Annotated in this window: 13 protein-coding genes; 6 read left to right on the top strand and 7 right to left on the bottom strand. The window is 72.8% G+C overall.

What is annotated here, in order from left to right:
• Positions 1 to 53: 53 nt before the first annotated feature.
• Both AB0447_RS04875 and AB0447_RS04870 read left to right on the top strand, forming a co-directional pair.
• Positions 54 to 1,088 carry an ATP-binding cassette domain-containing protein gene (locus AB0447_RS04875; protein ID WP_366475025.1) on the top strand — a complete coding sequence of 345 codons (1,035 nt, stop codon included), beginning with the start codon at positions 54 to 56 and terminating at the stop codon, positions 1,086 to 1,088.
• Positions 1,085 to 1,936: an ABC transporter permease gene (locus tag AB0447_RS04870; RefSeq protein ID WP_366475024.1), complete on the top strand. Its 852-nt coding sequence runs from the start codon at positions 1,085 to 1,087 to the stop codon at positions 1,934 to 1,936. The genes AB0447_RS04875 and AB0447_RS04870 overlap by 4 nt, the downstream gene beginning before the upstream one ends.
• A 44-nt stretch (positions 1,937 to 1,980) precedes the next feature.
• Here AB0447_RS04870 and AB0447_RS04865 read toward each other — a convergent pair whose 3' ends face one another.
• Positions 1,981 to 5,319: a BTAD domain-containing putative transcriptional regulator gene (locus AB0447_RS04865; protein ID WP_366475023.1), complete on the bottom strand. Its 3,339-nt coding sequence runs from the start codon at positions 5,317 to 5,319 to the stop codon at positions 1,981 to 1,983.
• Between the two features lie 95 nt (positions 5,320 to 5,414).
• Here AB0447_RS04865 and AB0447_RS04860 point away from each other — a divergent pair, with 95 nt between their 5' ends.
• On the top strand, positions 5,415 to 6,212 hold the full coding sequence (locus AB0447_RS04860; protein ID WP_366475021.1) for a site-2 protease family protein: 798 nt from the start codon (positions 5,415 to 5,417) through the stop codon (positions 6,210 to 6,212).
• Here the strand turns inward: AB0447_RS04860 and AB0447_RS04855 are convergent.
• Positions 6,202 to 6,450 (bottom strand): hypothetical protein, encoded by a 249-nt coding sequence (locus AB0447_RS04855; RefSeq protein WP_366475020.1) that lies wholly within the window; start codon positions 6,448 to 6,450, stop codon positions 6,202 to 6,204. The two genes, AB0447_RS04860 and AB0447_RS04855, sit on opposite strands and share 11 nt — an antisense overlap.
• A gap of 25 nt (positions 6,451 to 6,475) precedes the next feature.
• The gene (npdG, locus tag AB0447_RS04850) at positions 6,476 to 7,180 is read right to left on the bottom strand and encodes an NADPH-dependent F420 reductase (protein ID WP_366475019.1); all 705 of its coding nucleotides are present in this window, start codon (positions 7,178 to 7,180) and stop codon (positions 6,476 to 6,478) included.
• 94 nt (positions 7,181 to 7,274) lie between these two features.
• Between npdG and AB0447_RS04845 the strand changes: the two genes are divergently transcribed.
• The gene (locus AB0447_RS04845) at positions 7,275 to 7,877 is read left to right on the top strand and encodes a hypothetical protein (RefSeq protein WP_366475018.1); all 603 of its coding nucleotides are present in this window, start codon (positions 7,275 to 7,277) and stop codon (positions 7,875 to 7,877) included.
• 10 nt (positions 7,878 to 7,887) lie between these two features.
• Here the strand turns inward: AB0447_RS04845 and AB0447_RS04840 are convergent, their stop codons facing one another.
• A complete protein-coding gene (locus AB0447_RS04840) occupies positions 7,888 to 8,133 on the bottom strand; it encodes a hypothetical protein (protein ID WP_366475017.1) in 246 nt (81 codons plus the stop codon).
• Between the two features lie 59 nt (positions 8,134 to 8,192).
• Here AB0447_RS04840 and map point away from each other — a divergent pair, with 59 nt between their 5' ends.
• Both map and AB0447_RS04830 read left to right on the top strand, forming a co-directional pair.
• On the top strand, positions 8,193 to 9,050 hold the full coding sequence (map, locus tag AB0447_RS04835) for a type I methionyl aminopeptidase (protein ID WP_366475016.1): 858 nt from the start codon (positions 8,193 to 8,195) through the stop codon (positions 9,048 to 9,050).
• 213 nt (positions 9,051 to 9,263) lie between these two features.
• A complete protein-coding gene (locus AB0447_RS04830; RefSeq protein WP_366475015.1) occupies positions 9,264 to 9,911 on the top strand; it encodes a biliverdin-producing heme oxygenase in 648 nt (215 codons plus the stop codon).
• A gap of 72 nt (positions 9,912 to 9,983) precedes the next feature.
• Here AB0447_RS04830 and AB0447_RS04825 read toward each other — a convergent pair whose 3' ends face one another.
• From AB0447_RS04825 to AB0447_RS04815, 3 genes are all read right to left on the bottom strand, one after another.
• Positions 9,984 to 10,361, bottom strand: coding sequence for a hypothetical protein (locus AB0447_RS04825; RefSeq protein ID WP_366475014.1), 378 nt, complete (start codon positions 10,359 to 10,361; stop codon positions 9,984 to 9,986).
• Positions 10,362 to 10,425: 64 nt separating this feature from the next.
• Entirely contained in the window at positions 10,426 to 11,088 is a 663-nt protein-coding gene (locus tag AB0447_RS04820; RefSeq protein ID WP_366475013.1) for a PhzF family phenazine biosynthesis protein, read from the bottom strand.
• Between the two features lie 18 nt (positions 11,089 to 11,106).
• Positions 11,107 to 12,582 (bottom strand): HtaA domain-containing protein, encoded by a 1,476-nt coding sequence (locus tag AB0447_RS04815; protein ID WP_366475012.1) that lies wholly within the window; start codon positions 12,580 to 12,582, stop codon positions 11,107 to 11,109.
• Between the last annotated feature and the right edge of the window lie 23 nt (positions 12,583 to 12,605).

The following is a 12,605-nucleotide window of genomic DNA, read 5'->3' as shown; positions in this document are numbered from 1 at the left end:
GCTGTCGGCAGCCTGTCGGTGCGTTGTCGGTGGCGGCTGTTCTCATGGGGGCCATGACGCGAATCGACAAGAACCCCCACAGCGGCGGGACGAACGCCGTAGAGGTCCGGGGACTGGTCAAGCACTACGGCGAGACCAAAGCACTGGACGGCGTGGACCTGGAGGTCCGCGAGGGCACCGTCCTCGGCGTGCTCGGCCCGAACGGCGCCGGCAAGACCACCCTGGTGCGCTGCCTGTCCACCCTGATCGTCCCGGACGCCGGCCACGCCGTCGTCGCCGGCTACGACGTGGTCCGCCAGCCGCGCCAGCTGCGCCGAACCATCGGGCTGACCGGCCAGTACGCCTCGGTCGACGAGAAGCTGTCCGGCTGGGAGAACCTGTACATGATCGGGCGGCTGCTCGACCTCTCCCGCAAGGACGCCCGCCGCCGCGCGGACGAGATGCTGGAGCGGTTCTCGCTCACCGACGCGGCGAAGAAGCCCGCCATGAACTACTCCGGCGGTATGCGGCGGCGCCTGGACCTGGCCGCCTCGCTGATCGGCAACCCGGCGGTGATCTACCTGGACGAGCCCACCACCGGCCTGGACCCGCGGACCCGCAACGAGGTCTGGGACGAGGTCCAGCGGCTGGTCGCCGAGGGGGCGACGGTGCTGCTCACCACCCAGTACATGGAGGAGGCGGAGCAGCTCGCCAGCGAGCTGACCGTCATCGACAAGGGCAAGGTCATCGCCAACGGCAAGGTGGACGAGCTGAAGGCCCGGGTCGGCGGCCGCACCCTCCGCATCCGCCCGGTGGACCCGTCCGACCTGCCCGGCATGGCGCGCTCGCTGGCCGAGGCCGGCCTGGACGGGGTGGCCGGCTCCCAGGCGGTGCCGGACGAGGGCGTGCTCCTGGTCCCGATCCTCAGCGACGAGCAGCTGACCGCCGTCGTCGGCCTGCTGGCCGCCCGCGGGTACGGGATCGCCGACCTCGGCACCTATCTGCCCAGCCTGGACGAGGTCTTCCTCTCCATCACCGGCCACAAGGCCGAGCACACCGAGCACACGGACGACGCGCAGCACCGGAAGAACGAGGAGGTCGCGGCATGAGCACCGTCACCACGAAGCCCGCCGACGCCGTGCCCGCGACCGCCCCGGCGGCGGCCCCGCCCGCCGAGGGCCGGATCGGCCTCCGGGCCCACCTGCGGCACATCGGCGCGCTGGTGCGCCGCAACACGCTCCAGATCAAGCAGGACCCGGAGTCGATGTTCGACGTCCTGTTCATGCCGATCATCTTCACGCTGCTGTTCGTGTTCGTCTTCGGCGGAGCGATCTCCGGCAAGGGCAACCAGGACGTCTACGTCAACTACCTCATCCCGGGCCTGATGGCCATGATGGGCATGAACATCGCCATGGCGGTGGGCACCGGCGTCAACGACGACTTCAAGAAGGGCGTGATGGACCGGTTCCGGTCCATGCCGATCGCCCGGTCCTCGGTGCTCATCGCGAAGATCGTGGTCGAGATCGGCCGGATGCTCGTCGCCATGACCATCCTGCTGATCATGGGCTTCATCCTGGGGCTGACCCTGCACGGCTCGGTGTTCCAGCTGCTGGGCGCGGTCGTGCTGTCCATGATCTTCGGCGCCTCGCTGATGTGGATCTTCATCCTGCTCGGTCTCGCCATGAAGACCCCGCAGGCGGTCCAGGGCATGGCCATGCTGGTCCTGATGCCGCTCCAGTTCGGCAGCTCGATCTTCGCCCCGACCACCTCGATGCCGGGCTGGCTGCAGTCGTTCACCGACGTCAACCCGCTGTCCAACCTGGCCGACGCGGCCCGCGCCCTCATCAACGACCAGGGTGCCGTCGCCCAGCCGGTCCTGGTCACCCTGGCCTGGGCGGTCGGCATCACCGCGGTCACCGCTCCGCTGGCGGTCCGCAAGTTCCGCAGCAAGACCTGACCTCCGGTCCGGCGGATCGCGTCATACGATCCGGACCGGCCAGGTCAGACGAGGGCGGTGGCCTCCTCCAGGGTGAGGCCGCCGCCTTCGGCGTACGCCGCCTCGTACGCGGCGTCGCCGAGCACCTTCCGGGCCAGTTCCTCGGCCCAGGCGGAGCCCTCGCGTTCGGTGGCGACCGGCACGTGCGCGGGCGGCAGGAGGGCGCGGTAGGCGCCGAGCAGCCGGGCCGCGTCGGCGGCCCGCTCCGGGCCGCCGAGCCCGGCCAGCGCACCGGCGGCCGTCATCAGGTACACCGCCGACATCTGCGGGGCCACCATCAGGGCGAGCGGGTCCTGGACGATGGTCAGGGCCTCGCGCAGGACCTCCCGGGCGTGCTCGTACTTGCCCTCCTGGTTGTCCAGCCAGGCCGTCACCCCGAGCAGGAAGCCGTCGAAGATGGCGTACGCGCCGAACGCGAACTCCTCGCGCAGGTGCTGCAGGTGGGCGCGGGCCTCCTCGATCCGGCCGGTCCGGCCGAGCCGGGTCGCGAGGAACATCCGGGCGGCCGGCATGGCCTCGTTGCTGTACTGCCGGCGGGTGCCGACGACCTCGGTGAGGATCTCCTCGGCCTCCGCGCCCTCCCCCTGTTCGATGAGCGCCCCGGCCAGCCGTACCCGCAGGACGGCGACCTGCGCCTTGGCGCCGAGCCGTCGGGCATGCCCGACGGCGGCGCGGAAGTCCTCGGCGGCGAGGGCGTACTCGCCGCGCTTCTCCCGGGATTCGGCGCGCGCGGACAGCGCCTCGGCGCACCCCCAGTCGTCGCCGAAGTCCAGGAACACGGCCAGGCTCTCCTCGGCGTCGCGGGCCGCGTCCCCCGCCCAGGCGGCGCGGTTGGCCAGCACGTTGGCGCGCAGCTGCAGGGCGGAGGCCAGCTCCCAGCGGTAGCCGAGGCTGCGGGCGGTGTCCACGGTGGCGTCGACGACCCGCTGCAGCAGGCGCGGGTCCCCGGCGATCATCACGGCGTAGATCCACAGCCCGGCGGGGACCCGGCAGGTCTGCGGCAGGCCGGGCGAGTAGGCGGTGATCATGCCGTCCACCTGGGCGCGGACCTCCGGCGAGTCCCAGCTGTCGTTGTTCTGGTCGCGGGCGGCGAGCCGGATCATCTGGATGCCGCGCCAGGCTTCGGTGAGCAGCTCGCCTTCGTAGGGCGGGGGTGTGTCGACGACCCGTTCGTACACCGGCAGGGCGGGTACGACGGGCTGCCGGAAGGGGTCGGGGCCGAGCGCGGCCACGGCCTCGGACCAGTGCCGGGACTCGGAGCGCAGGTCGTGCATGTGCCAGTACCAGACGAGGCTGTGCACCAGGCAGAGCGCTTCGTGGGCCTCCTGTGCGGCGATGGCCCGGCGCAGCGCGGTGCGCAGGTTCTCGTACTCGGTGGCGATGGTCCGGGCGGCGGCGCGCTGCCGGCGCCCGCGGAGCGACGGCTCGGTGGTCCGGGCGAGTTCGCGGTAGTGGACCAGGTGGCGCCGTTCGGTATCGGTCCGGTCGCCGGGAGCCTCGTCCAGTCGCTCGGCGGCGTACTCCCCGACGGTCTCCAGCAGCCGGTACCGCATCTCCCCCTCCTCGGTGGGGGTGGCGACGACCAGCGACTTGTCGACGAGCGCGCCGAGGGTGCCGGCGAGGTCGGCGCTCTCCTCCGGCCCGTCGGCGCAGACGGCTTCGGCGGCGGGCAGGTCGCAGCCGCCGGCGAACACCGACAGCCGGCGCAGCACCGTCCGCTCGTTCCGGTCGAGCAGGTCCCAGGACCAGTCGACGACCGCGCGCAGGGTCTGCTGGCGGGGCAGCACGGTCCGGCTGCCGCTGGTCAGCAGCCGGAACCGGTTGTCGAGCCGGTCGGCGATCTGCCGCGGGCTGAGCAGCCGAAGCCGGGCTGCCGCCAGCTCGATGGCCAGCGGCAGCCCGTCCAGCCGGTGGCAGATCTCCACGGCGGCGGCCGGATCGTCCTCCACGCTGAAGCCGGGGCGGGCGGCCGCGCCGCGGTCCTGGAGGAGGCGCAGCGCCACCGGGTCGGGCAGCGGCTCCACCGGCCGCAGCAGTTCGCCGGGCACCCCGAGGGGTTCCCGGCTGGTCGCCAGGATGGTCACGCCCGGGCAGCGGGCGAGGAGTTCCTCGGCGAGGTGGGCGGCGGCGCCGATCACGTGCTCGCAGTTGTCCAGGATCAGCAGGAGCCGGCGGCGGGCGCAGAACTCGGCGAGCCGTTCCAGCGGGTCGTCGCCGGTCCGGTCGGTCAGGGCCCGCAGTTCCTCGGCCGCGCCGCCGCGGAGTTTGGTCTCCCGGGCGCCGAGGGCGGCGAGGGTGGCTTCGGCGACGTCCTCGGGGTCGTCGACGGGGGCGAGTTCGACCAGCCACACCCCGTCGGGCCGGCCGGCCGCGCCGTGCGCCTCGGCGGCCTCCTGCGACAGCCGGGTCTTCCCGGCTCCGCCGGGGCCGAGCAGGGTCACCAGGCGGCCCCGCGCGAGGTCCTGCCCGATGACCCGGATGTCGTCCTCCCGGCCGACGAAGGTGGTGAGCCGGGCCCGCAGGTTCCCGGCGGGTTCGGACGCCTCCGGTGCCGGCTCGGCCGGGAGGGCCGGGGCGGTGGGGGCCGCCGGGGCCGCCGGGGCCGAGCGGGCGGTCCGGCCCGGGTGCAGCAGCTCGGTGTGCAGGGCCTGGAGGGCCGGGCCCGGGTCGGTGCCGAACCGGTCGGCCAGGTCCCTGCGGACCTCCTCGTACGCGGCGAGGGCCTCGGCCGGGCGCCCGGCATCGCGCAGCGCCCGGATCCGGAGGGCCTGCAGGCGTTCGTCGAGGGGGTGTTCCGCGCACAGGGCGGTGAGCTCGGGCAGGGACCGGTCCGCCTCGCCCAGGGCCACGGCCGCGGCGAGCCGGCCCCGGCGGGCGTCCAGGCGTACGGCCTCCCAGCGGGCGGCCTCCGGGCCGGCGTCCGGCAGATCGGCGAGGGCGGGGCCCCGCCACAGCGCGAGGGCCTGCCCGTAGAACTCGGCGGCCCGGCCGGGGTGGCCGGCCTCCAGTTCGCGGGCGGCGGAGCGGGCCAGGTCCTCGAAGCGGAACAGGTCGACGTCCTCGCGGTCGGCGGCGAGCCGGTAGCCGCGGCCGGCGGAGGCGACGGCCGTGTGCCCGACGGCCCGCCGCAGCCGGCCGACCAGGGCCTGCAGGGCGGCGACCGCGTCGGCGGGCCGGTCCCCGTCCCCGCCCCACAGTTCGGCCACCAGCACCTCGGCCGGCACGGCCCGCCCGGGCCGCAGCGCGAGCGCGGTCAGCAGGGCGCGCAGCCGCGCGCCGCCGAGGACGACGGGGCTCCCGTCGTCACGGACCGCCTGGGCACTCCCGAGAATCGCGTAACGCACCGACCCATTGTCCCCGCCGCGGCCGAGAGCCCGTAGCGAGTTAAGGGCCGACACCCCCTGCGGGCGCCGTACGGAGGCCGGGTATGTTGCGGCGCATGGTTCCTTCGGCGCGCCGCAGCGAGCGGCAGATCAGTCCCGTCTTCCTCGGCATCGTGGCGATCATGGCGGTGACCGGGTGGGCCGTGTGGACCGGCTACGCCAACAGCACGGGCCTGGCCATCTTCCTGTTCGTGACCTCGGCCTGGATCGTCTCGCTGTGCCTGCACGAGTACGCGCACGCCCGGACCGCCCTGCACAGCGGTGACCTCTCGGTCGGCGCCAAGGGGTACCTGACGCTGAATCCGCTCGCCTATACGCACGCCCTGCTCAGCATCGTCCTGCCGGTGCTGTTCGTGATCCTGGGCGGTCTGGGTCTGCCCGGCGGGGCCGTGTACATCGAGCGCGGCCGGATCCGGGGCCGCTGGAGGCACAGCCTGATCTCGGCGGCGGGACCGCTCACCAACGTGGCGTTCGCCGCCGTCTGCACCGCGCCGTTCTGGCTGGACGCGCTCGACGGGGTGCCGTTCCCGTTCCGTTTCGCGCTGGCGTTCCTCGCGCTGCTCCAGGTCTCGGCGGCCATCCTGAACTTCCTGCCGGTGCCCGGCCTGGACGGCTACGGGGTGATCGAGCCCTGGCTGTCGTACAAGGTGCGGCGGCAGGTGGAGCCGCTGGCGCCGTTCGGCCTGATCGCCGTGTTCGCGCTGCTGTGGATCCCGGAGGTCAACCGGTTCTTCTTCGACGCCGTGCACGGCCTGCTCGGCGGCCTCGGCGTGTCGGACCTGGAGTCGTACTGCGGCTGGGACCTCTACCGCTTCTGGCAGGACGCCCCGGAGGTCTGCCAGGTCACGGACTGACCCGGGCGGCGGCGGCCTTCTCGGCCTTGGCCTTGCGCAGGTAGAACCAGGCGAGGTTGGAGGTCACCCCGGCGAGGAGCACCCAGATGATCCCGAGGAAGCTGCCCTCCACGAAGGCGACCACGGCTGCGGCCACGGAGAGCGCACAGACGACAAGGGCGAACACGGCAAGGCGGGGCATGGGTCGGGGGCTCCTCGGGGACACTGGGCGGGGTACTGCCCCTCCAGTGTCCCCCATGGCCCGCAGTGTTCCCGTAAGGACCTCAGACGTCCGTGACGCGCAGGCCCGCGTGGGCCTTGTAGCGGCGGTTGACCGAGATCAGGTTGGCGACCAGGGATTCGACCTGGTGGGCGTTGCGGAGGCGGCCCGCGAAGACGCCCCGCATGCCGGGGATGCGGGCGCACAGGGCCTGGACCAGGTCGGTGTCGGCGCGGGATTCGCCGAGGACCATCACGTCGGTGTCGATCTCCTCGATGGACTCGTCCTGGAGCAGGACGGCCGAGAGGTGGTGGAAGGCCGCGGAGACCCGGGAGGCGGGGAGCAGGGCGGCGGCCTGCTGGGCGGCGCTGCCCTCCTCCGGCTTGAGGGCGTAGGCGCCCTGCTTGTCGAAGCCGAGCGGGTTGACGCAGTCGATGACGAGCTTGCCGGCGAGGTCCTCGCGGAGGGCTTCGAGGGTCTTGGCGTGGCCGTCCCACGGCACGGCGACGATCACGACGTCGCTGCGGCGGGCGCAGTCGGCGTTGTCGGCGCCTTCGATGCCGAGGCCGAGTTCGCCGGCGGCGGCGACGGCCCGTTCGGCCGCCCGGGAGCCGATGATCACCTTCTGGCCGGCCCGGGCGAGCCGGTAGGCCAGGCCGCGGCCCTGGTCGCCGGTGCCGCCGAGGACGCCGACGACGAGCCCGGACACGTCCGGCAGGTCCCAGGGGTCCTTGGCCGGCGGCTTGCTGTTGCTGTCTGTGGAGGTCATGGGGCCGAGGGTACTGCCGGGTAGCGCGAGGCCGAACGGGTGAGGCCGGGGCAACTGTTCCCGTGTGCGCCACGCGTGCGGGAGGATGCGGCGCATGGATGCCGTCAGGGTGGCGCTGCTGCGCGAGGTGCTCGCCGGTACCGAGTGGCCCGGGGCCGCGCGCCGGTTCGCCGGTTCGCTGCGGCGGTCCGTCGTACCGTCCGGCGGCGGTCTGCTGCTGGTGGGGACCGAGGAGTACGAGCCCTGGCACCTGGCTGCGCACCTGGTGGACGAGGCGGCCTGGTCCGGGCTGCCGGCGCTGGCCCCGACGCTGGTCCGGCACCGGGTGGGGCCCGGCGCGCCGCCGCACCTGTCGGTGGGGCTGGGGCGGCTGGAGGCGGCCGGGCGCGGGGAGACGCTGCTGGTGGTGGCGCCGGAGCGGCCGGAGGAGGGGCTGCTGGAGCGGGTGCACGGGGCGCGCCGGGCGGGTGCGACGGTGCTGTCCCTGGACGGCGGGGATCCGGAGCTGGGGACGCTGTCGCACGAGGGGCTGTCGGTGCCGGCGGGCGCGGAACTGGACCTGGACACGGTGCAGCACCTGGTGAGCGCGGCGGCCGGGGAGAACAGCCTGCCCGTGCAGCGCGGCCCGCGCCGCTTCCGGGACCGGCTGGCGCGGCTGGCCGATCAGCTGACCGCGCCGCCGCCCAGCCGCTGGTGAGGGGAGAGGGTCAGCTCGCGGAACCGGGGGTTCCCTCGCCCTCCTCGCGGGACGTGTCGTTCCACCGGGGATCGGTCTGCCATTCCAGGTTGCGCTCCTGTGCGGTCTCCATGGCGTGCGCCGCCTCCTCCGGGGTGGCGTACGGCCCGAACCGGTCCTTGGCCGGGCACTCGGGGCCTTCCTCGACCTTCTTGTGGACCAGGCAGTAGTACCACTCACCCGGTTTGCCGACCTGCCTCTTCTTGAACAGGGCCATCGTCTGCTCCCTTCCTCTGCCGCCATGCTGCCCGATCCCCGCTGGATACACTCGCTTGCATGTCTGGCCAGTCGCTGCTCGTACCAGGGGAGCTCTCTCCCACCCGTTCCGTACCCGGAAACATCCGCCGGCCCGAGTACGTGGGGAAGCCCGCGCCCACTCCTTACAAGGGTCCGGAGGTGCAGACGCCCGAGACGATCGAGGCCATGCGCACCGCCGGCCGGATCGCCGCGCAGGCGATGGAGGAGGCCGCCAAGCTGATCGCACCCGGGGTGACCACCGACGAGCTGGACCGGGTGGCGCACGACTACATGTGCGACCACGGCGCGTACCCGTCGACGCTGGGGTACCGGGGCTTCCCGAAGTCGCTGTGCGCCTCGGTGAACGAGGTCATCTGCCACGGCATCCCGGACTCGACGGTGCTGCGGGACGGCGACATCGTGAACCTGGACGTGACGGCGTACATCGGCGGGGTGCACGGCGACAACAACGCCACCTACCTGTGCGGTGAGGTGGACGAGGAGTCGCGACTGCTCGTGGAGCGCACCCGGGAGGCGCTGAACCGGGCCATCAAGTCGGTCAAGCCCGGCCGCCAGATCAACATCATCGGGCGGGTCATCGAGTCGTACGCGAAGCGCTTCGGCTACGGCGTGGTCCGGGACTTCACCGGGCACGGCATCAACTCGTCCTTCCACTCCGGCCTGATCATTCCGCACTACGACAGCCCGCACGCCACCACGGTCATCGAGCCGGGGATGACCTTCACCATCGAGCCGATGCTGACGCTGGGCACGCACGAGTACGACATGTGGTCGGACGGCTGGACGGTCGTGACGAAGGACCGGAAGCGGACGGCACAGTTCGAGCACACGCTGGTGGTGACGGACACCGGGGCGGACATCCTGACCCTCCCCTGACCCTCCTGCCCCTTCCCCGGTCCGCCCGGCCCTCCCCCGGAGAACCCCGGAGACCACGAGAAGGTTTTACCGACGCGACGTCGGGAACAACTCCATCGAGCCGTTTGCCGACAGCGCGTCGGGAACGCATTGACTTAGGTAAGCCTAAGTAGCAGGATCGGGTGTGGCGGCGCGGCCGCCACGCCTGGTCCGCCCTCTCACGGAGGTCCTGTCTTGGACGCCTTCTCTACGGTCATCCGCGTCGCGTCGCACGAGCAGCACACCGAGGCCGAAACCTCGACCTTCATGAGCGACCTGCTGGGGGGCCGGCTCGGAGTGGACGCGTACGCGCGCTACACCGAGCAGCTGTGGTTCGTCTACCGGGCCCTGGAGGACGGCGCCGCGGCCCTGAAGGACGACCCGGTCGCCGGCCCGTTCATCCGGCCGGAGCTGATGCGGGTGGCCGAGATCGAGCGCGACCTGGCCCACCTGCGCGGCCCGCGGTGGCGCGAGACCCTCGCCGCCCTGCCCGCCACCAGGGCGTACGCGGACCGGGTCGCGGAATGCGCGGCCGAATGGCCCGGCGGCTACGTGGCCCACCACTACACCCGCTACCTCGGCGACCTCTCGGGCGGCCAGATCATCCGCGACAAGGCGGAGCGGACCTGGGGCTTCGAGCGCAAGGGCGACGGCGTCCGGTTCTACGTCTTCGAATCGATCGCGAACCCGGCGGCCTTCAAGCGCACCTACCGCGAACTGCTGGACTCCATCGCCGCGGACGACCTGGAGAAGCAGCGCATCATCGACGAGTGCAAGCGGGCCTTCGACTTCAACGGTGCGGTCTTCCGCGAACTCGGCGCGGAATTCCCGCTGAGCGCCTGACCCCGGTCCGGGCCCGAAGGCCCCCGGCCGGGTGAGGCCCCCGGTCCGGGGGCCTCACCCGCTTGGGACACCTCAGTCGTCGGACTCGAAGTCGGCGCCGTAGGTCTTGTCCCAGGCGTCCTGCGACATGCCGTAGAGCTCGTGGCAGTTCAGCCCTTCCGTGTTGTCACCCCACGTGTCGGGATCCTTGTGTGCGTACGCGCAGGTGCTCAGCCGGTGCTGCTCCTCGTACTCCGGCACGGTGTCGACCGTGTCGGCGTACAGCAGGACGGTGAACACCGCGGTGACGACGAGCGAGGCGACGGCTATCGCCCCTCCGATCAACGCGAGGGGGTTGCCCGGCCGCCGCGGCCCGGCGACGGGCGGCTGGCCCGCGGCGGCCTGGTAGACCGGCTGCGGCGGGACGTACGGCTCGGGCCGTACGGGCGGCTGGGGCGGCGGATTGGTCACATGACCTCCTGGAAAAGGACCGTTCTCAAACGCCGCTCAACGTACACAGCTTCCGACGCCGCTGTCATCGCATCATGGCGTCGGCGAAGCGGACCCGGCCGCCGATCTCGATCGCGCCGTCGGGTCCGGGCGCGGTCAGGATCTGCGAACCCGCGCCCTGGGTGATGTTCAGGGCGCGGTTCAGCTGGGCCGTCAACAGCAGGGCCGCCGAGCCGGTGGCCTCGTCCTCCACGATGACTCCGTCCGGCCGGCGCGGGAATCCGCGGGCCCGGACCCGGCCCGCCGTCTCGTCCTCCCACGCCCAGGCGTAGAGCCAGCCCTCACCAGGCGGCGGGGCCGGCAGGGCGTCGACCTCGGCGGGGCTTGCGTACTGCCGGGTGTGCTTGGCCGTGACCCATTCGGGGCGGGCCGTGATCCAGGTGAACTCGCCGTCGTCGCGCGCCCATACGGATCCGGCCGGCGGGTTGAGCTCCTCGATGTCCAGCAGCCAGGCGACCCCGACCAGCGGATGTCCCGCGAAGGACATCCGCGTGCCGGGGGTGCGGATGTCGACGATCCCGCGTTCGGGGTCGTCGACGAACACCGTCTCGCTGTAGCCGAGTTCGGCGGCGAGCGCCTGTCGGGCGTCGTCGTCGGGGCAGGTGCGGCCGTCGCGGACCACCGCCAGCGCGTTGCCGTGGCTGCCGTCGCCCGCACAGAACACCTTGAGCACGTCGAGATCATTCACGCGGGCATTGAAACACGGTCAGTTGCCGGACGTACGACGCCTGCGGGCGGCGAAGACCGCGCCCGCGCCGGCCGCGACCACCAGGCCGGAGGCGGCGAGCAGGCTGCCGGCCGGGATTTCGGCGCCGGTGGCGGCGAGATTGCCGCCGACCGTGCCCGCTCCGCCGGGGGTGCCGCCGGTCCCGCCACCGCTTCCGCTCGCCGCGGAGCCGCCGGTTCCGGACGGAAGGGCGGCATCCCCGTCCACCGCCACCGAGAGGGTGAGCGGGTCCACCGCCTGCCCCTTCTGATACATGGAGCCGGTGGTGCCGTTGGCGAAGACGGCCGCGCCCTCGGCGGTGAGGACGGCCGGGACCGCGTTCAGGGCGAGCACCCCGCCGGTGGTGCGGTAGTCGGCCTTCGACAGGTCGAGGGTGGCGAAGGGGATCCCGGTGCGGGTGCCGGAGGCGGTCTTGACGTCGAGCACCAGCGTGCCGGTCCGGCCCGCCGCGGTGACCCGCAGGTTGCCGAAGGTCATGTCGATGCCGTGGGCGGCGTACTGGAAGTGCAGGCTTCCGTTGAACGAGGCGGTCAGCTTCTTGTTCTCGGCGTCGAGTTCGCCCTTGCCGAGGGTGAAGTCGAAGAGCTCCCCGTTCCGGACGGCCCCGCCCGCCGCGGTCACCGAACCGCCCGCACCCTGCACGTACCGGCGGAAGGACTCCTTCATGCCCCAGGTGGCCTTGCCGTTCAGGATCTTCTGCGGGCCCTCGGGGGCCGGGCCGGTGGTCCGGCCGGGGGTCTTCGTCGGCGTCGCCGGCTTCGTCTTCGTGGGTGCCGGGGTCGGGGTCGCGGGGGCGGTCTTGGTGGGGGCGGGCGCCGTGGTGGGCCCGGCGGACGTACCGGACGGCTGCGGCTGCGGCCTCGGCTGCTCGAACTGCAGCTTCGCGGTGAGCGGGTCGCCCGGCTTGTTCTCGTACGAGGCCGAACCGAGGGCGTCCGCCGCCTCCTTGGTGAGGGTGGTGGCCAGGCCGTTCATCGCCTGCCCGGCGAAGGCCGCGGTGGCCAGCGGCACGTCCTGGGCGGTCTTCCCGCCCTTGGTGACGTCGGCGGTCACCTTCTTGGTGCCGGTGTCGATGCGGAAGTCGGAGAGCTTGACCTCGAAGCCGTGGCCGGTGGGCGGGGCGGGCGAGAAGAAGGTGACGCTGCCCTTGAAGGCGGCCTTGACGACGTGCCCGGCGGCCGGGTCGTACTGGCCGGTGGCGGCGCCGAACCGGAAGGTTCCGTCGGCGTTGCGCTGTGCCCCGTCCGCGACGGTGATCCGGCCGGCCGCCATGCCCGTGACGTACGTCCGGTAGCTCTCCTTCACACCCCAGTCGAGGGTGCCGCCGGTGATCTTCACCGGGCCGGTGGGCCGTTCCGCGGCGGTCGCCGGGAGCATCAGGGCGGTCGCGCCGAGGGCTGCGGCGGTGAGGGTGGCGGCCGCGACGGCGATCGGGCGGCGGTGGGACGAGGACATGGCCGGTCTACTCCTGAACGTGG

Source organism: Streptomyces sp. NPDC051211, assembly GCF_040689505.1.
Classification (GTDB): domain Bacteria; phylum Actinomycetota; class Actinomycetes; order Streptomycetales; family Streptomycetaceae; genus Streptomyces.
The sequence above is the reverse complement of the archived record's forward strand: the minus strand, read 5'-3'. Positions and strand labels throughout refer to the sequence as shown.

What these genes read in the sequence shown, in the direction of transcription:
- map (WP_366475016.1), top strand. Translation starts at nt 8,193, where the DNA reads ATGTCTGGCCAGTCGCTGCTCGTACCAGGGGAGCTCTCTCCCACCCGT.
- AB0447_RS04840 (WP_366475017.1), bottom strand. Translation starts at nt 8,133, where the DNA reads ATGGCCCTGTTCAAGAAGAGGCAGGTCGGCAAACCGGGTGAGTGGTAC.
- npdG (WP_366475019.1), bottom strand. Translation starts at nt 7,180, where the DNA reads ATGACCTCCACAGACAGCAACAGCAAGCCGCCGGCCAAGGACCCCTGG.
- AB0447_RS04815 (WP_366475012.1), bottom strand. Translation starts at nt 12,582, where the DNA reads ATGTCCTCGTCCCACCGCCGCCCGATCGCCGTCGCGGCCGCCACCCTC.
- AB0447_RS04870 (WP_366475024.1), top strand. Translation starts at nt 1,085, where the DNA reads ATGAGCACCGTCACCACGAAGCCCGCCGACGCCGTGCCCGCGACCGCC.
- AB0447_RS04875 (WP_366475025.1), top strand. Translation starts at nt 54, where the DNA reads ATGACGCGAATCGACAAGAACCCCCACAGCGGCGGGACGAACGCCGTA.
- AB0447_RS04855 (WP_366475020.1), bottom strand. Translation starts at nt 6,450, where the DNA reads ATGGGGGACACTGGAGGGGCAGTACCCCGCCCAGTGTCCCCGAGGAGC.
- AB0447_RS04860 (WP_366475021.1), top strand. Translation starts at nt 5,415, where the DNA reads ATGGTTCCTTCGGCGCGCCGCAGCGAGCGGCAGATCAGTCCCGTCTTC.
- AB0447_RS04845 (WP_366475018.1), top strand. Translation starts at nt 7,275, where the DNA reads ATGGATGCCGTCAGGGTGGCGCTGCTGCGCGAGGTGCTCGCCGGTACC.